Annotated in this window: 20 protein-coding genes and 1 pseudogene; 18 read left to right on the plus strand and 3 right to left on the minus strand. The window is 51.2% G+C overall.

The window, feature by feature from the left end:
- The first annotated feature begins 1 nt into the window (after window position 1).
- The 9 genes from IEV89_RS20310 (at window position 2) to IEV89_RS20350 (ending at window position 7852) form a co-directional block, all read left to right on the plus strand.
- Window positions 2-1534 carry a sugar ABC transporter ATP-binding protein gene (locus tag IEV89_RS20310; protein WP_188475332.1) on the plus strand — a complete coding sequence of 511 codons (1533 nt, stop codon included), beginning with the start codon at window positions 2-4 and terminating at the stop codon, window positions 1532-1534.
- Window positions 1527-2516 (plus strand): ABC transporter permease, encoded by a 990-nt coding sequence (locus tag IEV89_RS20315; protein ID WP_188475366.1) that lies wholly within the window; start codon window positions 1527-1529, stop codon window positions 2514-2516. Before IEV89_RS20310 ends, IEV89_RS20315 begins: the two co-directional genes overlap by 8 nt.
- A gap of 11 nt (window positions 2517-2527) precedes the next feature.
- Window positions 2528-3613, plus strand: a complete 1086-nt coding sequence (locus IEV89_RS20320) for an ABC transporter permease (RefSeq protein ID WP_188475333.1) — start codon at window positions 2528-2530, stop codon at window positions 3611-3613.
- 41 nt (window positions 3614-3654) lie between these two features.
- Window positions 3655-4335 (plus strand): D-allulose 6-phosphate 3-epimerase, encoded by a 681-nt coding sequence (alsE, locus tag IEV89_RS20325; RefSeq protein WP_188475334.1) that lies wholly within the window; start codon window positions 3655-3657, stop codon window positions 4333-4335.
- Between the two features lie 15 nt (window positions 4336-4350).
- Window positions 4351-5295, plus strand: a complete 945-nt coding sequence (gene alsK, locus IEV89_RS20330; protein ID WP_188475335.1) for an allose kinase — start codon at window positions 4351-4353, stop codon at window positions 5293-5295.
- The gene (rbsK, locus tag IEV89_RS20335) at window positions 5292-6224 is read left to right on the plus strand and encodes a ribokinase (protein WP_188475336.1); all 933 of its coding nucleotides are present in this window, start codon (window positions 5292-5294) and stop codon (window positions 6222-6224) included. Before alsK ends, rbsK begins: the two co-directional genes overlap by 4 nt.
- A gap of 343 nt (window positions 6225-6567) precedes the next feature.
- Entirely contained in the window at window positions 6568-7053 is a 486-nt protein-coding gene (locus IEV89_RS20340; RefSeq protein ID WP_188475337.1) for an Hcp family type VI secretion system effector, read from the plus strand.
- A 3-nt stretch (window positions 7054-7056) separates the two neighbouring features.
- The gene (locus IEV89_RS20345; RefSeq protein ID WP_188475338.1) at window positions 7057-7473 is read left to right on the plus strand and encodes a polymorphic toxin type 44 domain-containing protein; all 417 of its coding nucleotides are present in this window, start codon (window positions 7057-7059) and stop codon (window positions 7471-7473) included.
- Window positions 7451-7852: a hypothetical protein gene (locus IEV89_RS20350; RefSeq protein WP_188475339.1), complete on the plus strand. Its 402-nt coding sequence runs from the start codon at window positions 7451-7453 to the stop codon at window positions 7850-7852. The genes IEV89_RS20345 and IEV89_RS20350 overlap by 23 nt, the downstream gene beginning before the upstream one ends.
- A 348-nt stretch (window positions 7853-8200) precedes the next feature.
- Here IEV89_RS20350 and IEV89_RS21835 read toward each other — a convergent pair.
- Window positions 8201-9331: pseudogene (locus IEV89_RS21835) on the minus strand (restriction endonuclease); the annotation flags it as partial.
- Between the two features lie 283 nt (window positions 9332-9614).
- On the opposite strand from IEV89_RS21835, the gene hsdR reads away from it, so the two are divergent.
- The 4 genes from hsdR to IEV89_RS20380 all read left to right on the plus strand — a co-directional run bounded on the left by hsdR (window position 9615) and on the right by IEV89_RS20380 (window position 16983).
- Complete coding sequence (hsdR, locus tag IEV89_RS20365) at window positions 9615-13130, plus strand: type I restriction-modification system endonuclease (protein ID WP_188475342.1); 3516 nt, start codon at window positions 9615-9617, stop codon at window positions 13128-13130.
- Window positions 13131-13264: 134 nt separating this feature from the next.
- Complete coding sequence (locus IEV89_RS20370) at window positions 13265-14851, plus strand: N-6 DNA methylase (RefSeq protein WP_188475343.1); 1587 nt, start codon at window positions 13265-13267, stop codon at window positions 14849-14851.
- Complete coding sequence (locus tag IEV89_RS20375) at window positions 14851-16308, plus strand: restriction endonuclease subunit S (protein WP_188475344.1); 1458 nt, start codon at window positions 14851-14853, stop codon at window positions 16306-16308. Before IEV89_RS20370 ends, IEV89_RS20375 begins: the two co-directional genes overlap by 1 nt.
- Window positions 16309-16662: 354 nt before the next feature.
- The gene (locus IEV89_RS20380; RefSeq protein WP_188475345.1) at window positions 16663-16983 is read left to right on the plus strand and encodes a hypothetical protein; all 321 of its coding nucleotides are present in this window, start codon (window positions 16663-16665) and stop codon (window positions 16981-16983) included.
- Window positions 16984-17059: 76 nt separating this feature from the next.
- Here IEV89_RS20380 and IEV89_RS20385 read toward each other — a convergent pair whose 3' ends face one another.
- Together IEV89_RS20385 and IEV89_RS20390 are read right to left on the minus strand one after the other, a co-directional pair.
- Window positions 17060-17983 (minus strand): nucleotidyl transferase AbiEii/AbiGii toxin family protein, encoded by a 924-nt coding sequence (locus IEV89_RS20385; RefSeq protein ID WP_188475346.1) that lies wholly within the window; start codon window positions 17981-17983, stop codon window positions 17060-17062.
- Window positions 17970-18749, minus strand: coding sequence for a type IV toxin-antitoxin system AbiEi family antitoxin domain-containing protein (locus IEV89_RS20390; protein ID WP_188475347.1), 780 nt, complete (start codon window positions 18747-18749; stop codon window positions 17970-17972). The genes IEV89_RS20385 and IEV89_RS20390 overlap by 14 nt, the downstream gene beginning before the upstream one ends.
- Window positions 18750-19077: 328 nt before the next feature.
- Here IEV89_RS20390 and IEV89_RS20395 point away from each other — a divergent pair, with 328 nt between their 5' ends.
- From IEV89_RS20395 to IEV89_RS20415, 5 genes are read left to right on the plus strand one after another with little or no spacing between them, the layout of a single operon-like run.
- Window positions 19078-19950: a carbohydrate ABC transporter permease gene (locus tag IEV89_RS20395; protein ID WP_188475348.1), complete on the plus strand. Its 873-nt coding sequence runs from the start codon at window positions 19078-19080 to the stop codon at window positions 19948-19950.
- Window positions 19940-20830, plus strand: coding sequence for a carbohydrate ABC transporter permease (locus tag IEV89_RS20400; protein WP_188475349.1), 891 nt, complete (start codon window positions 19940-19942; stop codon window positions 20828-20830). The genes IEV89_RS20395 and IEV89_RS20400 overlap by 11 nt, the downstream gene beginning before the upstream one ends.
- A gap of 26 nt (window positions 20831-20856) precedes the next feature.
- The gene (gpdQ, locus tag IEV89_RS20405; protein ID WP_188475350.1) at window positions 20857-21681 is read left to right on the plus strand and encodes a glycerophosphodiester phosphodiesterase GpdQ; all 825 of its coding nucleotides are present in this window, start codon (window positions 20857-20859) and stop codon (window positions 21679-21681) included.
- A gap of 4 nt (window positions 21682-21685) precedes the next feature.
- The gene (locus tag IEV89_RS20410; protein ID WP_188475351.1) at window positions 21686-22813 is read left to right on the plus strand and encodes an ABC transporter ATP-binding protein; all 1128 of its coding nucleotides are present in this window, start codon (window positions 21686-21688) and stop codon (window positions 22811-22813) included.
- Window positions 22791-24113 carry an ABC transporter substrate-binding protein gene (locus IEV89_RS20415; RefSeq protein ID WP_188475352.1) on the plus strand — a complete coding sequence of 441 codons (1323 nt, stop codon included), beginning with the start codon at window positions 22791-22793 and terminating at the stop codon, window positions 24111-24113. Before IEV89_RS20410 ends, IEV89_RS20415 begins: the two co-directional genes overlap by 23 nt.
- Window positions 24114-24193 lie beyond the last annotated feature (80 nt).

Here is a 24193-nt window from a genome sequence, read left to right on the forward strand (position 1 = left end):
CATGGCAATCTCCGAGATCATTCAAACAGACAACGCGCCGCTGATTGACGTGCAAAATCTGTCGGTGACCTTTGGCGGACAGCGTGCGCTCAACGATATCTCCCTGCGGCTGATGCGGGGCGAAGTTCACTGCCTGGCGGGCACCAACGGCTGCGGGAAAAGTACGTTGATCAAAGTGATCTCGGGGGTTTATCAGCCGGATAACGGCTGCCAGATCACGCTCAGTTCGCCTTCACAAGGCAGCCAGAGTTTCAGCAGGCTGTCGCCGGATCAGGCGCGGCAATTTGGCGTGCAGGTGATTTATCAGGACTTATCGCTGTTCCCGAACCTCAGCGTGTTCGAGAACATCGCCTTCGACCACAACCTGCAGGGGTTGATGGGCTGGTATCGTCCGTCGCGCCTGCGGGACACCGCACAGCGCATTCTTACCGAACTCAATTACAGCTTAAATCTCGACAGCAAAGTCTCGACGCTGCCGATTGCCCAGCGTCAGCAGGTGGCGATTTGCCGCGCGCTGGTGGCTGAGGCGCGGCTGGTGATCATGGATGAACCGACCGCCTCGCTCACCCGTACCGAAGTCAACCAGCTGTTGCGCACCGTGCATTACCTGAAAAACAAAGGCATTAGCGTAGTGTTCGTCAGCCATCGCCTTGACGAAGTGCTGGAGATTTCCGACAGCGTGACGGTGATCCGCGACGGCAAAAAAGTCGGCACTTTTCCGGCTTCTGAGGTCAGCAGCGAACGTCTGACCGAGCTGATGACCGGCCTCAAACTCGATTACCGCCTGAAAGCCGCCAACATGAATGACGAACGCATCATGCTGGAAGCCGACAAACTCACCCGCGAAGGCCAGTACCACGACGTTAGTTTCAAACTGCACGCCGGTGAAGTGCTTGGCCTGTGCGGCCTGCTCGGGTCGGGGCGCACCGAACTGGCGCTCAGCCTGTTTGGGATGACCAAACCGGACAGCGGCAAAATTTATCTCGACAGCAAACCGGTGCGTTTTCGCAGCCACGAAGACGCCATCAAATCCGGCATCGGCTACGTGTCGGAAGATCGCCTGACGCTTGGCCTGATCCAACAACAGTCGGTCGGCGACAACACGGTGCTGGCGATCATGGATCAGCTACGCAGCCGTTTTCATCTGATCGACGAATACCGCAAAAACAAGATCATCCAGCAGTGGATCGAAAAACTCGGCGTCAAAGTCGCCAATCCGGATCAGGCGATTTCCACGCTGTCCGGCGGCAATCAGCAAAAAATCGTGCTGGCGAAATGGGTGCTGACCCAGCCGAAAATCCTGATCCTCGATTCACCGACCGTCGGCGTGGACGTCGGCGCCAAGGCCAGCATCTATCAGTTGATCCACCAACTGGCGGAAGAGGGGATTTCGATCCTGCTGATTTCCGATGAAGTACCGGAAGTCTATTTCAACTGTGACCGCGTGCTGCATTTCAGCGAAGGCACAGTGGTGGGCGAATACCTGCCGCGTGGCATCACTCAGCAACAGCTTGCGGAGGCGGTCAATGCTTAAGCTCAGCCGGTTACGCCCGTCCAGCAACGAAGGCTATTTAGCCTGGGTATTGCTGGTGGTTATTGTCACCTTTTCCCTGCTCACCAACCAGTTTCTGACCTTACAGAACTTGCTGGATCTGACCGAAAGCTACGCCGTCAGCGGCATTTTCGCGCTCGGCCTGTTTGTGGTGCTGGTCACTGGCGGCATCGACATTTCCTTCGCGGCGGTGGCGTCGGTGGTGCAGTACCTCATCGCCACGCTGGCGATCCACTACGGCTTGAGCAGCCCGATAGGCAGCATCTTGCTGGCGGTCGCCATCGGCACCGTGCTTGGGATGATCAACGCGATTCTGATCTACTGCCTGCGCATCGTGTCGATCATCGTCACCATCAGTATGCAGTCGTTGCTGTTCGGGATGTTGATGTGGCTGACCAACGGCACCAGCCTGTATGACCTGCCGGACTGGCTGACCACGCCGATCCGTGTGCTGCCGTTCAGCGTGGGCGAGCACCATTATCAGATTGGCCTGCCGGTGGTGGTGATGCTGGGCGTCGCCGGGCTGAGCTGGATCCTGCTCAACAAAACGCACCTCGGGCGGCAGCTGTTTGCGGTCGGCGGCGATCAGGAATCGGCGCGCCGCATCGGGATCCGCGTCGGCCTGCTGCATCTGTTCGCCTACGGCTATCTCGGTGCGATGGCGGCCATCGGCGGGCTGGTGCAGGTCTATCGCGTCGGTGAAGTGGTGCCGAATGCGCTGGTCGGCGGCGAGCTGGATGTCCTTGCCGCTGCGGTGCTCGGCGGTGCCAGCCTGAACGGCGGTAAAGGCAGCGTGGTCGGCACACTGATGGGCGTGTTCCTGATCGGCGTGCTGAAAAACGGCCTGAACCTGATCGGTGTGTCCAGCTACTTCATGAACATTGTCATCGGTGCGGTGATTGTCGCGGCCATCACCGTCACCCATTACAAAAAACGCAAAGAAACCGAAGTCGGCTTCGCGTGAGGAAACCCGCTATGTTCGCGAAAAGCAGAAATTTGAACCTGAAAGCTAAGCCTGACGCCCGGCCACGCCTGAAAATAGGCAGCCTGAAGATCGACAACACCACGCTGGGATTATCGCTGTTACTGCTGGTGGTGATCGTCGGTTTCAGCCTGGCGATGCCGGGACGATTCTTCAGTGATGCGACCTTCATGAGCGTCGCCTTCCAGCTGCCTGAGCTCGGTTTGCTGACGCTGGCGATGTTTATCCCGATCCTCAGCGGCGGCCTGAATCTGTGCATTATCGCCACCGCGAATCTGACCAGCTTACTGATGGCGTGGGTGTTTCTGACCTGGCTGCCGCCGGATGCCAGCATGGCGATGCAGGCGGTCTGGCTGACGCTGGCACTGGTCGGCGCGATGATTCTGGCGCTGGTGATCGGCATGCTGACCGGCGCGCTGGTGGCCTACGTGGGGGCGCATCCGATTCTGGTGACGCTGGCAACCATGACCATGGTGAACGGTGTCGGCATCTACCTTTCACACGGCGCGGCGATCAGCGGTATGCCGGACATCGTGCGCTTTATCGGCGCGGAAACCCTGCTCGGCATCCCGGTGCCGCTGATTGTCTTCCTGCTGACAGCGGCGCTGGTGGCGGTGTTCTTAGAGCGCACACGCCTTGGCAAATACATCTACATGAGCGGCAGCAACATCAACGCCACCCACTTCAGCGGTGTGAATACCCACCGCGTGCTGATCGCCATCTACGTCATCTCCAGCATGTTATGCGTGATTGCTGGGCTGATCATGATGGCGCGCTTCAACTCGGCGCGCATGGGCTACGGCGATTCGTATCTGCTGCTGACAGTGCTGGCGATCATTCTCGGCGGCACCGACCCCAACGGCGGATTCGGCAAGGTGGCGGGCGTGGTGCTGTCGCTGATCGTCTTACAGGTGATCTCCACCGGCCTGAACCTGATGAACGTCAGCCCGCATTTCAGCCTGGCGATGTGGGGCGCGGTGCTGATTGTGGTGCTGGCGCTGAAATTCTTCCGTGCGCGCTATTTGCAAAAACGTGCCGGGCGCATGAGCGCCGCCAAAGCGCGCGCGGCGCAACCTTAACGCTTTCATTGACTTATTGCCTCTGACCCAAGGACAACATCATGGAATACAAAATTTCTCCGTCGCTGATGTGCATGAGCCTGATCGACATCAAACAGCAGTTGGCCGTACTCAACCGTCGTGCTGACATGCTGCACATCGACATCATGGACGGCCATTACGTCAAAAATATCACGCTGTCGCCGTTCTTTATCGAGCAGATCCGCCCGCACACGCCGCTGATCCTGGACGTGCACATGATGGTGGAGAACCCGTCGGACTTTATCGAGCCGATTGCCCTTGCCGGTGCCGATTTTATCTGCCCGCATGCCGAAACCATTAACCGCGATGCATTCCGCATCATTAATCAGATCCGCTCACTGGGGAAAAAGGTCGGCGTGGTGCTGAACCCTGCGACGCCGGTGGAGTACATCCAGCACTACATTCATCTGCTGGATAAAATCACCGTCATGACCGTCGATCCGGGCTACGCGGGGCAGCCGTTCATCCCTGAGATGCTGGGAAAAATTGCCCAGCTGCGCGATCTCAAACAGCAAAAAAATTACCGCTATCTGATCGAGATCGACGGTTCCTGCAACTTGCGGACTTATCAGGATCTGCTGGCGGCGGGTGCGGAAGTGCTGATCGTCGGCAGCTCCGGCCTATTCACGCTGGACACCGATCTCGATGTTGCCTGGGACAAAATGCTCGATCAGATGCGTCAGGCGCGTCACGCAGCCTGAGGGCAGGAGAGCCGTATGCCGCATTTTCTCGGAGTCGACGTCGGGGGTACCAACACCCGTTTAATGCTGATGGACAGCCAGCAACATTTTCGCGGCTATCACAAAATCCCAACCCAAAGCTGGGCGGGGCAGACCGCCCCGTTACGCGGTCTGGAAGCGCTGATCGTTGAGTATCTGCGGACGCAGGATCCACAGGCTCAGGTTGCGCAGGTGATGCTCGGCCTGCCGGGGATCCTCTCCCGTGACCGGAACACCGTGCTGTCGCTGCCGTTCATTTCGGCGCTGGATAACCAGCCGGTGGCGGCGCTGCTGTCCGGGCATTTGCATCTGCCAGTAACGATGGATAAAGACGTTAACCATCTGATGTGGTGGGATTTACATCAGCACGGTGAACTGCCGGACGTCGCGGTCGGGCTGTATCTCGGTACCGGGCTGGGCAATAGTTTGTGGATCAACGGTGATTTTTATCACGGTGCACACGGCGGTGCGGGCGAGCTCGGCCACATTCCGCTGGCAGGCAATCCGCTGCTCTGCCCTTGCGGTAAAACCGGCTGCGTCGAGACGCTGACTTCCGGCAACTGGCTGACCGGGTGGGCACGGCAACATGCGCCGCAAACGCCTTTCGCCGACCTGTTTACGCGTCACGCCGGGCATGTGGATTTGATTGAATTTATAGCGCGTCTGGCGCGCACCGTCGCCAGCGAAATGAACATTTTGGATCCGGAATTCCTGGTGCTGGGCGGTGGCGTGCTGGCGATGGACAACTTCCCACTCGCTCAGCTCGAACAGCAGTTACGCAGCCATTTACGCAGCCCGTATCCGGCCAACGGACTGAGTATTCACTTTAGCGCCATTACCGACGAGACCGGCTGCCGGGGAGCATGTTTAGCCGCACAGCGCGTTTTTCAGTCGCAGCCTGCCGTTGCAGCGCGACCGTTTTCCTTCAGGAGAGAGGCATGAACAAAGGCAAGGTATGCGTATTTGGTTCTTTCAACCTCGACATCGTCGCAGGCATGGCACGCTTTCCACAGCCGGGGGAGTCCTTGATTGCCCGTAACAGCATGATGGGCGCGGGCGGTAAGGGCGCGAATCAGGCGGTCGCCGCGCTGCGTGCCGGTGCGCGGGTGCATTATATCGGCAAAGTGGGACGCGATGACTTCGGCATGTTCGCCCGCCGCCATCTCGACAACGCCGGTTTCGACGCCGTCACGCTCTTTACCACCAGCGAATGCCCGACCGGCAACGCGCTGATTTACGTCGCCGGTGCCGACGCTGAAAACATGATCGCGGTCGATCCGGGCGCCAACCTGACGGTCACCGAGGACGAGGTTGAACAGTGCCGTCCGGCAGTCGCGGCGGCAGATATCCTGCTAACACAACTGGAAAATAACTTATCGGCGATCGAAAAACTGATCGGCATCGCCAAAGACAACGGCACCTATATCATCCTCAACCCCGCGCCGTTTCAGCCGGTTTCTGATCATCTGCTGGCACAGGTGGATTTGCTCACGCCGAACGCCACGGAGTGTACGCTGCTGACCGGCATCGAAGTGCGTGACGTTCCCTCCGCAAAGCGCGCCGCCCACGCGCTGCACGCCAAAGGTATTCAGGCGCTGATCATCACGCTCGGCACGCAGGGCGCGGTGCTGTCAGTGGACGGTGAAACCCAGCTCATCGCCGCCTGCCCGGCCACCCCGGTCGATACCACCGGCGCGGGCGATGCCTTCAACGGCGCGCTGGCCTCACAGCTCGCCGCTGGATCCACGCTGCAAGATGCCGCCCTGTTTGCTTCCGCCTATGCGTCCGTATGCGTCGAACGCGCAGGTGCCGCCGCATCGATGCCGACCTATGAGGAAGCGCGGGAAAGGATGAAGGTGGCGGTGGCGTGAGGAAATGCAGGATGCGTTTTGCTCCTTCTCCTGTTAACTGAGGAGCAAAACGGCGTCATTCCTGCGAGACATCTTCCAGATTTCATCTTGAACGCTATTACAACTTCATTTGAACCATATATATAACAATATACTCATACATCCAGAATCAATACGGAGGTATTGGCTGGGATATAATAAAGATATTCTCATTTTATATAAAAATTTATTATATTAAATTTTATTATTATTATTATTATTTTATATGGATAAGCGAAAGCATTACTGTTTCAGGTGATTGATTTTTAAATTATAAAGAAGTAATGTTTGTATGGTGATTTTTTATTTTAATAAGGATGTTTAAATGGCAATCCCAGCTTATTTATGGTTGAAAGATGACGGTGGTGCGGACATCAAAGGTTCTGTGGATGTAAATAATAGAGAAGGTAGTATTGAAATTACAAGTTTTTCACATAATTTACGATTGCCTATAGACCCTTTAACAGGAAGCATTACAGCAACGCGCCATCATTCTGCGATGGTTTTCCAAAAAGAGTTTGATCCATCATCACCTTATTTATATAAAGCAGTTTCAAAAGGCCAAACTTTAAAGTCAGCAGAAATTAAATGGTATCATATCAATGATGCAGGGCAAGAAGTTGAGTACTTCAATATGTTAATCGAAGGCGTTAAGGTTGTGAGCATTTCCCCTCTGATGCATGATGTTAAAGACGCAACTAAAGAAAAGCACAATCATCTTGAAGTTATTGAACTCCATTACGAGAAAATAACGTGGAAACATTGCGATGGGAATATCATGTTCACAGACTCATGGAATGAAAGGGCGTAAACTATGTCCAGATACCCTGTAGAAGGTGTAAATCAACATCCTCCTTATGATATATCTGCAATCACGCCCCCCGGTATATCTATGATCAATCATATGATGATGGCTCGTTTACACAAAGGTCCATCTGCATTAACTTATATATGGTTCTATAATCAAGTCAGGAATCATGGGCCCTGGGACTATAAAAAGTTGGGCGGAAAATATGAAAATTTCGGCAATTTTCATTATGGGGCAGTAGGAACAGCAGCAGGTATGTCACCAGGTGTTTTATTAAGAGGCGCTGGCGTGGCTCAAAAACTTGCAGGTACAAATGATCCTGAATGGGATACTTATGAGGGGCCAAACTCCCATTGGGATGATCCTAAAGATCAGACATGGATAAGAGCAGGAATTGATTATGCAAAAAGAACGGGTTTTTAGGAAAAAATATATTTTCATCGTGTTTTTTATAGCTTTTCTGGGATGTTTAACTAAGGTGGCCTTAGATTTTTCACCTTATGAACAAACGATTATACGAAGGGAAAGTATAGGCGAGTTTAATACTCTTTATGTTACTGAAGGTAGTGCGGGTGCAACGACGAAAAACACTTATAAATATTATCTTTATCCATCTGTAAAAACAGAGAAAGAGTTTCTGGCGGATGTCAGCGATTATCCTTCAGTTCTTTTTACTTCAGATTCAAATGTTAAAATGCAATTGAAGGGAAGAGATCTCTATTTTACAGTTAAAGGAACTATTTATAGTTTTACCAACCAATCTGATTCTGTCTTTATATATCTCAACGCAACCCCATTTTAATGGGATTGTATCGCGCTGTTACTGTTTGATCTGACATCCAACCTCTATTTTGTTCAGTAACATTCATCTGATTTTATACAAGAAACCATCACATCACTGCCACATAACTGACATGAAGAGCGCTTGAAGAGCGCTTAGGGTAGGTACCTTGTTTGACTGACCGGTAACAAGAGATGCGCCGTTCGTTGTTTCCTTATTTGGTGCTACTGCCCACCCTGATTTTTCTGTTTTTATTCACCTATTACCCGCTGTTTCAGTCGGCGATGGACAGTCTGTATGACAGCGGTCTGAATTCCGATGCGCCGCCGTTTGCTGGCTTACATAATTATGTCCGGCTGCTACAGGACAACGTATTTTGGCGTGCAGTGCGACCAAATCTTCGACTTGTTCAAGTTGCGAATCAGCAAGGAACCATACGCTGTCGGTCGTTTTATCGAAGACCGCGGGTTCACGGCGATTTTTATAATCAACGGTTTTGGACTCTGGCACCGTATATGACTGTAATGCTGTCCAGGCCGTTTGAGATAAGTAATCTGTTCGGCCATTCAATAATGCTTTTCGCTGGAACCAGCTATGCTCAACGATATCTCGGACTTTACCGCGCTTGTTAAGGTCGACTAAAACCAATGTAATCACCTGCATCCAGTTTAGTGACTCCAGATGCGAATCAAGCCATGCGTCCAGATCGGCGTGTTCGGCCTGCGTGGTATATTCCTTCATCTTGCTTTGTAAAATGAACGTTTTACCGGTTCCCGGCGGCCCGAAATAAATTTGATTTTGGGGAATGTGCTGCGAAATGAGCGGGAGCCGTTATGACTCTTTCTCTGTGCCAGAGATGCTGATTTGCCCTTTAGGTGTTTTATTATTTTCGTGCTCGCATAATTCCTCATAAGTGTGCCACATCGCCATATTCACATAATGAGGATCTCTATGCGGTAAGCGTACATTTATCGCTTGTTTGAACTCCTGGTTTTTTTCTAACCAGCTGCCATTAAGTGCTAACTCCAGACGATAATGTTTATTTAAAAAGCCCACTACGTTATTAAATGCGTTCTCATCCACAATTGTCGTAAAATTTTCAGCAGAAAAAGCGGCAAAGACGCGGTTCCTCAGGCTCCAGTACATCCTGCTGATGGCCTGTAACATTCTTTTTGTGACTTGCTGATAAGTGGCTGCATCAGGATTTTTTCTTATTATTTCAGTGAGTTCGCGCAATAAAGGAATGTTTTGATGGTATTCTGCTGAAGAGGGAACCCCTTGTTTGATACTGGCGACGCCGTTATCTCGTTCATACCATAAGCGTTTGAGTAAATCGTCGTGTTCTGGCCCGGTGAAACTTTGGGCTTTCCCCACAACCTCAGTCAGTTCATGGTAGCGTTGGCTCCATACTAAGCTGGAATAATCCCAGTCTTTGGACAGAGTGTTAACCAATTCAGAGAGAGATAACGTTCCGGCTTCAATTTGTTCAATAATGTCCATTATGCGGATCCTTTATTCAAAAAATTTGGTTAATTAAAGTCGTTTCTTGTCTGCCATAACAAATAGCGTGATTGTGTAACACAATACAATCATCGGGATATCAGGTGTTGAAGGCATTCAACCTTTTAAAATAATTAATTGTGTCTATCTTACGCTTTCTAGTACTCTACAAGGTTATCTCTTTTCTTACATTTGACGCGTTGCGGTGCATGATGAGCCCCTGTGTTTTCAACTGACAGCTTCAAAAAACTAATTTTCGTTTCTGGATGGAAATGGAACAACAATGAAAAATTCTAACTTTGATTTTTTGAAAGGCGTTAACGACTTCATTTACGCTATTGCGTGCGCAGCAGAAAATAATTATCCCGACGATCCGAATACTACTCTCGTTAAAATGCGGATGTTCGGTGAAGCCACTGCCCGCCATTTGGGTACGTTATTAGGCGTGAAAGATTCCCCCGAAACTCAACACGATCTGTTACGTGAACTGGGCAAAATCTCTTTTGTTGATGATAACATTCTGGCTGTTTTTCATAAGCTGCGCCGTATTGGCAATCAGGCTGTCCACGAATACCATAATGATCTTGATGATGCGGCGATGTGCCTGCGTCTCGGGTACCGGTTGGGTATCTGGTATTACCGCCTGGTCACCAAAGATTACGATTTTCCGGTTTCGGTATTCGTCCTGCCTGAACATGGGCAAAACAATTATTACGATGAAATCGTCCAGTTGAAAAATACGCTGGAACTCACCAACCGTGAGAAATTGCAAACCGCCGCAGATATTGAAGCGCAGCAACAGAAGCTGATTTCGCTTAACGGTTACATTGCGATCCTTGAAGGCAAGCAGCAGGAAACGGCAGCGCAAACGCAGGCCAGGGTAGCCGCGCTGGAAGCGCAGCTGGCAGAGAAAAATGCGGAACTGGCGAAGAAAACCGAGCAGGAACGCAAAGCCTATCAGCAGCAAATCACTGAACAGGCTATCCGTCGTTCAATCGATCTTAACGAAAGCGAAAGCCGTTTTCTTATTGATGCACAGCTTCGTAAAGCGGGTTGGGAAGCCGATACCAAAGAGCTTAATTTCGCCAAAGGTACACGCCCGGAAATGGGTCGTAATTTAGCTATCGCTGAATGGCCGACCGGCAAAGACGAAACCGGTAAACAGGGCTTTGCTGACTACGTATTGTTTGTTGGCCTGAGGCCGATGGCGGTGGTGGAAGCCAAGCGCACCAATATCGATATCCCCGGCAAATTACCGGAGTCTTATCGCTACAGTAAATATTTCGACCTGGATTTCCTGCGTGATGAATTGCAAAGCCGTGCTGATCAAGGCCTGCTCCTGCATGAAGATATTCCCGTCTATCAGGTGAGCTGGCGCGATACCAGTGGCAGCCAGACGTTTAAAATTCCTTTCTGTTATTCCACCAATGGCCGTGAATATCGCTCTGCCAATAAAAACAAAAGTGGCATCTGGTATCGCGATGTGCGCGACACCACCAATATGCCCAAAGCCTTGCCGGAATGGCATCGTCCGGAAGAGCTGAAGGCAAGACTCGGCAGGAATCCTAAAAACGACAATCTCTGGTTTGCTAAAAACCCCAATATGGACGAGCTCGGCCTGCGTTATTACCAGCAGGACGCCGTGCGGGAAGTGGAAAAGGCGATCGTTAACGGCCAGCAGGAAATTTTGCTGGCAATGGCGACCGGCACAGGGAAAACGCGTACCGCCATTGCCCTGATGTTCCGGCTGATTCAGTCTCAGCGTTTTAAACGCGTGCTGTTTTTAGTGGACCGCCGTTCGCTGGGTAAGCAGGCATTAGATGCCTTTGAAGACACCCGAATTAATGGCGACACTTTCAACAGTATTTTCAACGTACAGGGTTTGACGGATAAGTTTCCGGAAGACAGCACTAAAATTCACGTAGCAACCGTACAGTCTCTGGTGAAACGGACATTGCAGTCGGATGAACCGATGCCGGTCGGGCGTTACGATTGCATCATCGTCGATGAAGCGCACCGTGGCTATATTCTGGATAAAGAGCAAACCGAAGGTGAGGAGCAATTCCGCAGCCAGTTGGATTACGTGTCGGCTTACCGTCGGATTATCGATCACTTCGATGCCGTCAAAGTCGCGCTGACTGCCACGCCCGCTTTGCATACGCGGGAGATTTTTGGCGATCCAGTTTACCGCTATACCTACCGTGCTGCCGTCATTGATGGTTATCTGAATGACTACGATCCGCCGATTAAAATCACTACCATGCTGTCGCAGAAGGGTGTGCATTTCTCGCTGGGCGAGCAGGTCGAGCGCATGAGTAATCAGGGGGAGCTGATTGCCGATACCTTGGCGGATGAACAGCAATTTGATGTGGCCGATTTCAACCGCAATCTTTTGATCACCGGTTTTAACAAAGCGGTGTGTCAGGAGTTAACCAAACACCTTGATCCGACCGGCCAGCAAAAAACGCTGGTGTTCTGCGTCAACAATACGCATGCGGATACGGTGGTGGAGGAACTGCGTAAAGCGTTCAAGGCGAAATACCCGCAGCTAGAGCATGATGCCATTATCAAAATCACCGGCAATGCGGATAAAGATTCCAATAAAGTGCAGTCTCTTATCACTCGCTACAACAAAGAGCGCTTGCCGAATATCGTGGTCACGGTGGATTTGCTGAGTACCGGCGTGGACATCCCAAGCATCTGCAACATCGTATTTTTGCGCAAAGTGAAAAGCCGCATTTTGTACGAGCAAATGAAAGGCCGTGCCACACGTCTTTGTCCTGAAGTGGGTAAAACCAACTTTAAAATTTTCGATGCTGTCGATCTTTACGCCACACTGGAAGAGGTCGATACCATGCGGCCGGTCGTGGTTCGCCCGTCGGTATTGCTGCAAACGCTGGTCAATGAAATCACGGATTCAGAAACCTATAAAACCACTGAAGCCGATGGCCGCAGTTTTGCCGAGCACAGCCATGAACAACTGGTGGCGAAGTTGCAGCGGATTGTCGGGCAGGCGCAGTTTAACCGCGACCGCAGCCCGGCCATCGACAACCAGATCCGCCGTTTTGACGAACTGTGCCGGGACGCCGCCGGGACAGATTTCGCCAGCCTGCCGCGTAAGCTGCATGAAAAAGGGCCGCAGTGGAGCGCAGAAATCTTTAATAAATTGCCGGGCTTCGTCGCACGGCTGGAAAAACTCAAAGTTGATATCAACGATCTGCGCGATTCGCCCATTTTCCTCGATATCGACGACGAGGTGATTGAGGTCAAACATCTGTACGGCGACTATGACAGCGCCAAAGATTTCCTCGAAGCCTTTGACGATCTGGTCAACCGCTCGCCAAACGCCATGCCTGCATTGCAGGCCGTGATTTCGCGGCCACGGGATTTAACCCGTAAAGCGCTGGTGGAATTACAAGAGTGGTTCGATGCGCAGCATTTTGAGGAATCCTCACTGCGGGCCGCGTGGCGTGCGCAAACCAATCAGGACATCGCCGCACGTCTGGTCGGGCACATCCGCCGTGCTGCGGTCGGTGATGCGCTGAAACCCTTTGAAGAGCGGGTGGACAGTGCACTGAACCGGATCAAAGCCGAAAACGCCTGGAGCGCGGAGCAGACGGTCTGGTTAGATCGTTTGGCCTCCGCCTTGAAAGATAAGGTCGTGCTGGATGACGATTCTTTCAAAATCGGCAATTTTAAACGTAACGGCGGCAAGCCTGAGCTGGCGAAAGTTTTCGATGATCAACTGGATCCGCTGCTGGGCAAATTCAGTGATTACATCTGGGATGCGCTGGCCTGAGGTTGTATCATCCATACCCGTCATCCTTCAGGTGCCTTCAGGCGACCCGAATGATTTTGGGGACAATTTTCTCAAGCGGCCCACATGTGGGCCGCTGTCTGTTTTAACGCGAACGAAACTCACCGGAACTCAAGATGAATAATAACGATCTGGTCGCCAAACTGTGGAAACTCTGTGACAATCTGCGTGACGGCGGTGTCTCTTATCAGAACTACGTCAACGAACTGGCTTCCCTGCTGTTTCTCAAAATGTGCAAAGAAACCGGTCAGGAAGTGGATTTGCTGCCGAAAGGCTACCGCTGGGATGATCTGAAAATCCGCATCGGGCAGGAACAGCATCTGTATTACCGCAATATGCTGGTGCAGTTGGGCGCGGACGACCACGCGATCGTGCAGGCGATTTTCCAGAATGTGAACACCACCATCACCCAGCCTAAACAGTTGACAGAACTGATCAGCAATATGGATTCATTGGACTGGTACGGTAACAGCGGCCACAAATCCCGTGATGATTTCGGCGATATGTACGAAGGGCTGCTGCAGAAGAACGCCAACGAAACCAAATCCGGGGCCGGGCAGTACTTCACTCCACGTCCGCTGATCAAAACCATCGTGAACGTGATGAAGCCCCAGCCGCGCGAAGTGATCCAGGATCCGGCAGCGGGCACGGCAGGCTTTTTGATTGAGTCCGATCGTTTCATCAAAGCCAATACTAACGATATGGAAGATCTCGATTTAGACACGCAGGATTTTCAGGTCAGCCGAGCCTTTATCGGGCTGGAACTGGTGCCGGAAACCCGTCGTCTGGCGTTAATGAACTGCCTGCTGCACGACATTGAAGGTAACACCGACCACGGCGGCGCGATCCGTCTGGGCAATACGCTGGGAAGCGACGGCGAGAACCTGCCCAAAGCCCACCTGATTTTGACCAATCCGCCGTTTGGTAGCGCGGCAGGCACCAACATCACGCGCACTTTTGTGCACCCGACCAACAACAAACAGTTGTGCTTTATGCAGCACATTGTGGAATCCCTGATGCCGGGCGGTCGTGCTGCGGTGGTGGTGCCGGATAACGTGCTGTTTGAAGGCGGCAAGGGCACCGATATCCGTCGTGACCTGATGGATAAATGTAACCTGCACACCATTCTGCGTCTGCCTACCGGGATATTTTACGCCCAAGGCGTGAAAACCAACGTACTGTTCTTCACCAAAGGCAGCGTCTCCAACCCGGCGCAGGATAAACACTGTACCGAAAACGTCTGGGTCTACGACCTGCGTGCCAACATGTCGAACTTCGGCAAGCGCACGCCGTTTGGGAATCAGCACTTAAAACCGTTTGAAGACGTGTACGGCGAAGACCCGAATGGCCTGAGCCCGCGCACCGAAGGCGAGTGGAGCTTTAACGCCGAAGAGCTGGAAACACCGGACACCGCCGAAAATCAGAACGTCGACCACCACATGGCCACCAGCCGCTGGCGTAAATTCAGCCGTGAATGGATCCGCGACAGCAAAGGCGATTCACTGGATATTTCCTGGCTGAAAGACAACAACAGCATTGATGCCGCGAATCTGCCGGAACCTTCTGTGTTAGCCGCCGAAGCGATGGGCGAACTGGTGCAGGCACTGGGCGAACTCGATGCCCTGATGCGTGAGCTGGGTGCCGGTGATGACGCCGATGCGCAAAAGGTGTTGCTGAATGAAATGCTGGGCGAGGTGAAATGATGGCGGATGTTAAATTGCCAGAAGGGTGGTGTATTTCAGAAATAGGAGAGATCTCATTAAAGTGTACTCAGCGGGCTCCTAAAACCGGTGAGGATTTTATTTATGTTGATATCGGAAGTATTAATCGTGAATTGAAGATCATTGAATCACCGCAGTACTTATCCGGTGATAATGCTCCTAGCCGGGCTAGGAAAGTAATTGAAAAAGGTGATGTTCTTGTGTCGTTAACGAGGCCAAATCTGAACGCTGTTGCCTTAGTTACAGATAATTATGATGGTCAAATAGCTTCGACTGGTTTTGAGGTTATAAAACCACTTTTAGTTAATAGCGAATATATTTTTAGTTTGACTCGTTCCCTGCATTTCATTGATTCAATTTCTGGTGTTGTGCAAGGGGCATTATATCCTGCAGCCAAATCTAGTGATGTCCAAAAATATGAATTCCCTTTACCCCCATTAGCCGAACAAAAAGTCATCGCCGAAAAACTCGATGCTCTGCTGGCTCAGGTAGATAGCGCCAAAACTCGCCTCGAGCAGATCCCACAAATCCTGAAACGTTTTCGTCAGTCAGTGCTGACTGCGGCGGTGAGTGGAAAGTTGACGGAGGAATGGCGAAAAACAAAAACTTTAAAACCAGTTAGTGAATTATTTTCAAAGTATACGTATGTAAAAAACTCAGCGAATCTTGCTGAGAAACCATTCAGAGTCGATGAAATTGTTGAGACAATTCCAAATTCTTGGATGTGGGTTCGCTTAGCTAAGATTACTGAAATAGTTAGCGGTATTGCGAAAGGTTCGAAAAGTAACGAAGAAACTATGCTTCTCCCTTATCTGCGAGTCGCAAATGTTCAGCGTGGATATTTGGATTTAAACGAAGTAAAAAAAATACCTGTACCCGCAAGTAAATTTGAAAAATTAAAGCTAATATCTGGTGATATATTATTCAATGAGGGTGGAGACATTGATAAGCTTGGTCGAGGTTGGATTTGGCAAGAGCAAATAGAAAATTGCATTCATCAAAATCATGTTTTTAGAGCCCGTCCTTACTGTGATGAAATAAGCTCAAAATTCATATCATTTTATGGTAATTCTAATGGTAAAGATTATTTTCTTAGGGAAGGCACCCAGTCAGTCAATCTTGCCAATATTAATAAGACTACCTTGAGTCTCTTACCAATACCATTGCCCCCTATCGAAGAACAAACCGAAATCGTCCGCCGTGTTGAGCAACTTTTCGCCTTCGCCGATACCATTGAAAAGCAGGTGCAGGATGCTTTATTGCGGGTGAATAACCTGACGCAGTCGATTTTAGCCAAGGCGTTTCGTGGTGAACTGACGGAGCAGTGGCGTGCTGAAAATCCGGATCTGATCAGCGGTGAAAACAGCGCCGAAACGTTACTGGCGAAGATCAAAGCTGAACGCGAAACGGCTAAGCCAAAGAAAAAAACCGCCAAATAACCTGATCAAAACCCGTGCGTACCCTGCTGGTGCGCACGGTTCTGCGAGACATCTTCCAGATTTCAAAGCAACTTACTGTAATTCCATCCAGCATATTTCATTCAAAAATTCACGGGGATATAGTGCTCTCGCTGCGGCAAAATCCGTAGCCGGACTTGGAACTCCGAATATCTGGAACTGAAAAAACTTGTGTTTTTTCAGGGGCTACGTGCACACTCAATTCGTGGCTTAGGCAGGGCAATCTTAATGGTTGGCCGGTCGCTAGATCCGGAGTTCCAAACCTGCCTGAGTCACACCTTTAGTTTGGAACCTGAAGGCGTGATGAAACACAAATCTAGTAATGGAATGATCATCATGACTGAAATGAATACCGAAGCCACCTACCCAGAAAATTCTGTCACTGCTTTCCGCACCCTGATTGCCGGTCTGGATCTGAGCCACTTCACCGATCCCCAGCTATACGATCTCGGCAGTGTCGCCGCTGAATCCGCCGAAGGGCTTTGCCAGGGCTTGCTGTGCCTGAGTGAAGGGCTGGAAAATAGTGAGATATTACCGCCGGAAGGTGTGGTGCAGGTGAGCGCGTATCTGAAAGCCTCTGCACATCTGCTGCCTGCGCTGTTTGAGCTGTCAGAAAAGACGGGGATTGCGCTGGGGAGAAATAAAGCTCAGCCATAAACCGGAACATTGGCTCATTTAAAAGAAAGCTTTTGGCGATCGATTTAAGAACCCGATCGCCTTTGTTTCGCCGAGATTAAGCAAGCCACCCGTCTACGACGCCCCTGAGTTTTTCAATCGCCCGTTCCCATTTCTCCCGATCTTGTTCTTTCAGTTTGAGAAGATTTTGTTGTTTCCAGCGTATCGCCGGGAAGGTTGAAAGATCGTGCGGGAAAAGTGACCAGTCTGGTTGACCCTGTTCGTATGACAGCAAAAAGCGATGATCCTGCGCCGTGAAATGCTTCTTCAAAGCATCAGCCAAAGCAGGCGGAACCGCATTTAATTCCTCAAGTGTTACGGGGACTGTCGTCATCCCTTCAAATTCATTTTCAAAGGGTTGACGGAGATCTTTCCAGTTTGGATCCAGAACTTCTGCCATCGGGCGGGTATGTCCCAGCATATAAGCAAGGAACCCGTAATAGATTTCTCTGGTGATCCCGCTGTCTTCCAGAAGAAGTTTTACATCGAATAAATCTCGCGGATGCTGCCGGTCCATGGCGGCGCAAATCTTCCCGCCATACAGGTCCGGCATTGAAACCACACTGATTTCTGCAAACCCGAATTGATCAGCCACATCGTCCCGCACGTCCAGTTGTTCGGGCGGATTAAGCAATCCCCGCCAGACGTGGTTGACCTCAATCTTGATATTTACACCCTCTTTGTTTCTGACAAATATGCGGGCATCCGGACCATCGGTTTCCTGCATCTGAGCCTGGAATCCTGCGATATTCAGTCTTTGAACTATCCGTCGAAGCGCGCCCGAAATCTCGTCAAGCGTCAACTTTCTGTCCTGAACGGGCACATACGCTAAATCGATATCCACTGATAAACGGGGAAAGTTGCGAATAAAGAGATTTATTGCCGTTCCCCCTTTCAGGGCAAAACATTTTTCATCGCCGATTGAGGGCAGGCATTCAACGAGTAATTTGACCTGATTTCTGTAGTGCTCAGAATTGTTCATCTTCCCTGATACTCCTTATCAGACTGGCTGGAACGGTTATTTGATAGTCGGTATCCAGCCTGCCACCGGCTTCAATCTGTCGTGCGCCGCTGCCCATTTTTATCTGAGCGACTTTCAGGCGGTCAAACCACTTATGCTGATTTTTTTGTGCAAGAAACATGAATACGCGATTGGTTTTAACGGCATCACTTGCCGAAAGGATCAACTGCAGCTTTTTCGGATTGAGGCTGATCAGCCCCTGAAACAATTCGTTCGCATGCGTAAACCCGATAAGTTTTGGAACATTATTGGCGACTTCATAAGCCGCCAGTTCGGCAGAGCTGCATGTGATCTTCAGTGAGGAGACCGTGATCTCTTTCAGGAATGCGTTGTCGGCGCTTGCCAGACGATTATTAGCGGTGGAATACCATTTTACGTCTGGCACATGTTCCAACCATTTCGGCAAATAGACTCGCGGCGGAAGGTTGAGCCATATGCGTGCTGTGCTCAGTTCAAGATAATGAGAGCTGCCCTGCAGGTTCAGACTGGTTAATCCTGCAACGTGAACCGGCTTATTCCATTGTGTCTGCAGGCAATGTACGGCATCAACCCAGCCAGGTTCTTTGCCTGCGCGGCAATAGACGCCTGTATCCAGCCGTTTGAGTAAGCCTTCTTTAACGTATTTTGACGAACTGCTTCTTTCAATGCCCTGAGACGTCAGCCATGTCTGAAGCATGATCTGGCCGGGATAAGTATTCAGGAATAACCAGTTTATATTTTTTCTCATATGTCGCCTTAAGGATGACAGATTAAGAATAATGTAAAGCAGCATAGCGGCAGAAGTGAAAAAAAGGTAGAGAGTCAGCTTTTAAAAATGTTGGTATGTGTCGCTTATAAGGCAACATATCGTGATTTTTTTAAAGTAATAATTTACCGTTATTTTTAAGGGAGGTTGTTCGCTGGGCTAAATCAGTGCGAGATACAGAAGTCTACACCTCTATTTTGTTCAGTAACATTCATCTGATTTTATACAAGAAACCATCACATCATTGCCACATAACTGACATGAAGAGCGCTTAGGGTAGGCACCTTGTTTGACTGACCGGTAACAAGAGATGCGCCGTTCGTTGTTTCCTTATTTGGTGCTACTGCCCACCCTGATTTTTCTGTTTTTATTCACCTATTACCCGCTGTTTCAGTCGGCGATGGACAGTCTGTATGACAGCCGTCTGAATTCCGATACGCCGCCGTTTGCTGGCTTACATAATTATGTCCGGCTGCTACAGGACAACGTATTTTGGCGTGCACTGCTGAATAATCTCGCTTATATCCTGATGACGGTTATTCCCGGCATTGTGTTGGCGTTACTGCTGGCGGTGGCGCTGTGGGAGAACACTTCACTCAACCGCTGGTTACGCACCGCGTTCTTCTTCCCGATGATTATCCCGTTGGTCAGTGCCGCGACCTTATGGCTGTTTATTTTTATGCCGGGCATGGGCCTGCTCGATTACTACCTGGCGAAACTCTTCGGCCCGATGAACAATAATTACCTCGGCATGAGCGACAGCGCGCTGATTGCACTGAGCGTCATTGGCGTGTGGAAATTCGCCGGTTATTACATGCTGTTTTTCCTCGCCGGATTGCAGGCCATTCCCGCGTCGGCGCGTGAAGCTGCCACCATGGAAGGTGCATCGCGCACGCAGACTTTCTTCTACATCACACTACCGCTGCTGCGCCCGACCATCAGTTTTGTGGTCACCATCGCGCTGATTTACGCCATCACCCAAATTGACCACGTATCGGTGATGACCCAGGGCGGGCCGAACAATGCCACTACTGTGATGCTTTATTACATCCAGAGCCTCGCTAACGACACACACGATTTAGGCAAAGCTTCGGCGGCGACCTTCCTGACGCTGGTTTTGCTGTTTGGATTCTCGGTGATGAACCTGCGGGTACTGGAAAGAGGGGCGCACTATGAGCGTTGAAACCTCGAATAACCTGCTCTTCACCGCTAAAACACGCAGCCGTGCGCCCTCTTTATTATTGCGAGGTGCACGACGCTCCACACTGCCGGTGTTACTGGTGTGTGCCGCACTGCTGTGGATCGCGCCTTTTATCTGGATGATTTCAGCCGCCTTTAGCGCAAACAGTTTCGGGCCTGGTATGGCCTCTTTATTGCCGCGTTTTCCGCTGACCTTGCAAAACTTCCAGGATGCCTGGGAGAGCGCCGACTGGCTGCGTCTGTATGCCAACACAATTTTCTTCTCGTTCGGCACCTTTCTGGTTCAGTTGGTGACCATCACCACCGCCGGTTATGTCTTCGCCTATCACGAATTTCGCGGCAAACAAACGCTGTTCTACCTGCTGCTGATCCAACTGATGATCATGCCGGTGATCATGATGGTACCGAACATGATGATCCTCAAACAGTTCGGTCTCCTCAATACCCTGACCGGCGTGATGATGCCGTACTTTGCTTCGGCGTTTGGGGTGTTTCTGATGCGACAGGCATTCCTCAGTATCCCGCGTGAAATCGAAGAAGCCGCCTTGATGGAGGGCTGCCGTTGGTGGCAGGTGGTGTTCCGCGTACTCATCCCGATGTCATGGCCAGCCATTTTGGCTTTTGCCACGGTCAGTATCACTTACCACTGGAATGAATATCTCTGGCCGCTGATGGTGCTTAACGACCCGGATAAACAGGTGCTGACCATCGGGCTGGTGTCCTTCGCGATGGGTGCGGAGTCCGGCGGCCAGTGGGGGCTTATCACCGCCGGTACGCTGATGGTCTGTCTGCCGCTGATGCTGGCGTTCATTATTTTTCAAAAACAGTTTCTTAAAAGCTTCGGTTTTTCAGGCATTAAATAAACTGTCATCAAATAAAGAGGTTACCGATGTTTCTCGCACAAATTTCCGATATGCATTTTCGCAGTGAAGGTCGCAAGTTATATGATTTTATCGACGTCAACGCTTGTAACGCGGAGGTCGTCAACCATCTGAATGCGCTGGAAGAGCAGCCTGATGCGGTGGTGATCACCGGTGACATCGTGAACTGCGGGTTGGCGCAGGAGTATTTGGTGGCGCGCCGCACCTTGCAGAACTTGCACTACCCACTGTACATCATTCCCGGTAATCACGATGACAAGGCGCAGTTTCTGGATGCCATGTATCCGTTGTGCCCACATCTCGGACATGATCCGCAAAATATGCATTATGCGGTGGATGATTTCGACATGCGTTTACTGTTTATCGACAGCAGTCTGGCGGGCGAATCGAAAGGGTTCCTGACAGCTGAAACGCTGGCGTGGCTGGAAGATCAGCTTGAACAGGGCGGCGACAAACCGACAACTGTATTTATGCATCATCCACCCGTGAAGGTCGGTTCGGCGCAGATGGACGTGATCTCTTGCGAGAACGGCGACGAACTGCTGGCGCTGATTGACCGTTTTCCTGCGCTATGCCGCGTGTTCTGCGGCCATACGCATCGGCTGATTTTCACCCAATACAAGCAGGCGATCATCACGACCATCCCAAGTACGGTGCATCAGGTTCCTTATTATCATGACAACCCTGCACCGTTTTATAACCTTGAGCCCGCCGCTTGCGTCATGCACCGGCTGGTGGAGAAAACCGGGCTGGTCAGTTACCTGCATCCTCTGTCGCAGTATTCAGGGCCTTATCTATACGATGCGGCCATTAGCTGCCCGGTGGATGATTAACGCTATGTCGGCCATTCGTCTGGAAAATATCAGCAAGCAGTTTGAGGGCAGCACGGCGGTGAATAATCTGTCGCTGGAGATTGCCAATGGTGAATTTTTGGTGCTGGTGGGGCCATCGGGCTGCGGGAAGAGCACCTTATTGCGCCTGCTGGCTGGGCTGGAGCAGGTCAGCGACGGCAGAATTTTGCAAGATGGCGAAGATATCACCACGCTCGAACCGCGTGAGCGTAACTTCTCAATGATCTTTCAGAACTACGCGCTGTTCCCACACATGACCGTCGAGCAGAACATCACTTTTGGCATGCGGATGCGTAATGAGCCAAAGGCGTTGCACCGCGCGCGGGTTGATCGGGTGGCGGGGTTGTTGCAACTGGAGCCGCTGCTGAACAGAAAACCGGGGAAACTCTCCGGTGGTCAGCGTCAGCGTGTGGCGATGGCGCGCGCGATTGTGCGTGACCCGAAGTTGTTTCTGATGGATGAACCCTTATCGAACCTTGATGCACGGCTGCGTACCGAAGTGCGCGACGGCATTATGGCCCTACATAAACAACTGAAAACCAGCACGGTCTACGTCACCCACGACCAGATGGAAGCCATGACCATGGCGGACCGGATCGCCGTACTGGATAAAGGCCATCTGCAACAAATCGGCGCGCCAGAAACGCTGTATGCCCATCCGGCGAATCTGTTTGTGGCTGGGTTTATTGGTACGCCGTCGATGAACCTGTTCTTGCTGCCATGCGTCGATGGCGTGCTGACGGTAGAAAACCAGCCAGTGCAGTTGCCGCAGACAGAAATCTCACAGGCGCTCAACGAGGTGTATCTGGGCATCAGACCCGAACACATCAGTGATCAGCCGGTGGAAGGCGAGAGTCTGCAATTGCAGGCCACGCTGACCTATCGCGAACTGCTCGGCGCGGAGTATTTGTGCCACGCCGACACGGCGCTTGGGAAAATTCGTTACGTTCGTAAAAACCAGTTGCGGGAAAATAGCGGGGATATTCCACAACCCGGCGACCGCATCACTTTGTACTTCTCTTTGCACGACCTTCATCTTTTTTCAGGCCAAAACCAGCTGAATTTAAAACACAGTCACCGGGAGAATCACCATGCGTTGTACCAACAAGCATAAATTGCACGTGCTGACGCTGGCCATCGGCTTTATCGCCGTAGGCTCTGTATCCGCCAAAGAAAATATCGATTTCATGTTTCCCGCGCCAGTTGACGGCAAACTGACCATGGAAATGACCCGCGTTATCAAAGAATTCAATGAATCGCAAAATGATATCGAAGTGCGTGGTATTTTTACCGGCAACTACGACACCACTAAAGTCAAAGCCGAAGCCGCCGCCAAGTCAGGCCAACCTCCGGCGCTGGCGATCATGTCAGCTAACTTCACGACAGACCTGGCGATTAAGGGTGAGATCCTGCCGATGGACGATTTGTTCAAATATGGTGACCAGAAAGCCACGCCATTTTTGACTGAAAACTTCTGGCCAGCCCTGCGCCAGAACGCCCAACTTAATGGTGTGACTTACGCCATTCCGTTCCATAATTCGACGCCGATTCTCTATTACAACAAAGACTTGTTTGCCAAAGCGGGGATTTCAGCACCACCGGAAAACTGGGACCAACTGCTGGAAGATGCCAAAAAGCTGACCGACCAGGCTAAGGGGCAGTGGGGCATTATGTTGCCGTCAACCAATGATGATTACGGCGGCTGGATCTTATCCGCGCTGACCCGCGCCAACGGCGGCCAGTATGCCAATGCCGACTATCCGGGCGAAGTGTATTACAACACGGCATCGACGGTGGGTGCATTGCAGTTCTGGCAGAATCTGGTTTATCGCGACAAAGTGATGCCAGCTGGGGTGCTTAATTCCAAGCAGATCAGTGCCTCCTTCTTTTCCGGCAAACTGGGTATGACCATGCTCAGTACCGGCGCGTTGGGCTTTATGCGGGAAAATACCAAGGACTTTGAGTTGGGCGTTGCGATGATGCCGCAAAAAATACGCAATGGCGTAAGCATCGGCGGCGCAAGCCTGGTGAGCTTTAAAGGGATCTCGGAAGATCAGAAAAAGGCAGCCTATACCTTCCTACAGTATATGGTTAGCCCGAAAGTGAACGGGGCATGGAGCCGTTTTACCGGGTATTTTTCACCGCGTATGGCGTCTTATGACACACCGGAAATGAAAGCGTATTTGGCAAACGATCCCCGTGCCGGTATCGCGCTGAAACAGCTGAAATATGCCTATCCGTGGTATTCGACTTATGAAACCGTTGCGGTGCGTCAGGCGATGGAAAACCAGCTGGGGGCGCTAGTCAATGATCCTAAGTTGACGCCGCAAGACGCTGCCGCCGCTGCGCAACAGAAAGCCGATGCCATCATGAAACCTTACGTCGATTCCACCGCATTGAGCGTACCGAAGTAAGTTTATAAGAGATTCAATGAGCGAATAAAAAAGCCCCAGATTCATAGTCTTGGGGCTTTTTCTTTGGCACTTTAGCGTTA

The sequence above is a fragment of the Hafnia psychrotolerans genome, from assembly GCF_014639435.1.
GTDB classification, from domain to species: domain Bacteria; phylum Pseudomonadota; class Gammaproteobacteria; order Enterobacterales; family Enterobacteriaceae; genus Ewingella; species Ewingella psychrotolerans.

Excerpts from the sequence above, each read along its gene's own strand:
- IEV89_RS20385 (WP_188475346.1), bottom strand. The coding sequence starts at position 17,983 with ATGAACAATTCTGAGCACTACAGAAATCAGGTCAAATTACTCGTTGAA.
- IEV89_RS20345 (WP_188475338.1), top strand. The coding sequence starts at position 7,057 with ATGTCCAGATACCCTGTAGAAGGTGTAAATCAACATCCTCCTTATGAT.
- IEV89_RS20410 (WP_188475351.1), top strand. The coding sequence starts at position 21,686 with ATGTCGGCCATTCGTCTGGAAAATATCAGCAAGCAGTTTGAGGGCAGC.
- IEV89_RS20415 (WP_188475352.1), top strand. The coding sequence starts at position 22,791 with ATGCGTTGTACCAACAAGCATAAATTGCACGTGCTGACGCTGGCCATC.
- rbsK (WP_188475336.1), top strand. The coding sequence starts at position 5,292 with ATGAACAAAGGCAAGGTATGCGTATTTGGTTCTTTCAACCTCGACATC.
- alsE (WP_188475334.1), top strand. The coding sequence starts at position 3,655 with ATGGAATACAAAATTTCTCCGTCGCTGATGTGCATGAGCCTGATCGAC.
- hsdR (WP_188475342.1), top strand. The coding sequence starts at position 9,615 with ATGAAAAATTCTAACTTTGATTTTTTGAAAGGCGTTAACGACTTCATT.
- IEV89_RS20395 (WP_188475348.1), top strand. The coding sequence starts at position 19,078 with ATGCGCCGTTCGTTGTTTCCTTATTTGGTGCTACTGCCCACCCTGATT.
- IEV89_RS20315 (WP_188475366.1), top strand. The coding sequence starts at position 1,527 with ATGCTTAAGCTCAGCCGGTTACGCCCGTCCAGCAACGAAGGCTATTTA.
- IEV89_RS20310 (WP_188475332.1), top strand. The coding sequence starts at position 2 with ATGGCAATCTCCGAGATCATTCAAACAGACAACGCGCCGCTGATTGAC.
- IEV89_RS20350 (WP_188475339.1), top strand. The coding sequence starts at position 7,451 with ATGCAAAAAGAACGGGTTTTTAGGAAAAAATATATTTTCATCGTGTTT.
- IEV89_RS20390 (WP_188475347.1), bottom strand. The coding sequence starts at position 18,749 with ATGAGAAAAAATATAAACTGGTTATTCCTGAATACTTATCCCGGCCAG.
- IEV89_RS20370 (WP_188475343.1), top strand. The coding sequence starts at position 13,265 with ATGAATAATAACGATCTGGTCGCCAAACTGTGGAAACTCTGTGACAAT.
- IEV89_RS20340 (WP_188475337.1), top strand. The coding sequence starts at position 6,568 with ATGGCAATCCCAGCTTATTTATGGTTGAAAGATGACGGTGGTGCGGAC.
- IEV89_RS20400 (WP_188475349.1), top strand. The coding sequence starts at position 19,940 with ATGAGCGTTGAAACCTCGAATAACCTGCTCTTCACCGCTAAAACACGC.
- alsK (WP_188475335.1), top strand. The coding sequence starts at position 4,351 with ATGCCGCATTTTCTCGGAGTCGACGTCGGGGGTACCAACACCCGTTTA.
- gpdQ (WP_188475350.1), top strand. The coding sequence starts at position 20,857 with ATGTTTCTCGCACAAATTTCCGATATGCATTTTCGCAGTGAAGGTCGC.
- IEV89_RS20375 (WP_188475344.1), top strand. The coding sequence starts at position 14,851 with ATGGCGGATGTTAAATTGCCAGAAGGGTGGTGTATTTCAGAAATAGGA.
- IEV89_RS20320 (WP_188475333.1), top strand. The coding sequence starts at position 2,528 with ATGTTCGCGAAAAGCAGAAATTTGAACCTGAAAGCTAAGCCTGACGCC.
- IEV89_RS20380 (WP_188475345.1), top strand. The coding sequence starts at position 16,663 with ATGACTGAAATGAATACCGAAGCCACCTACCCAGAAAATTCTGTCACT.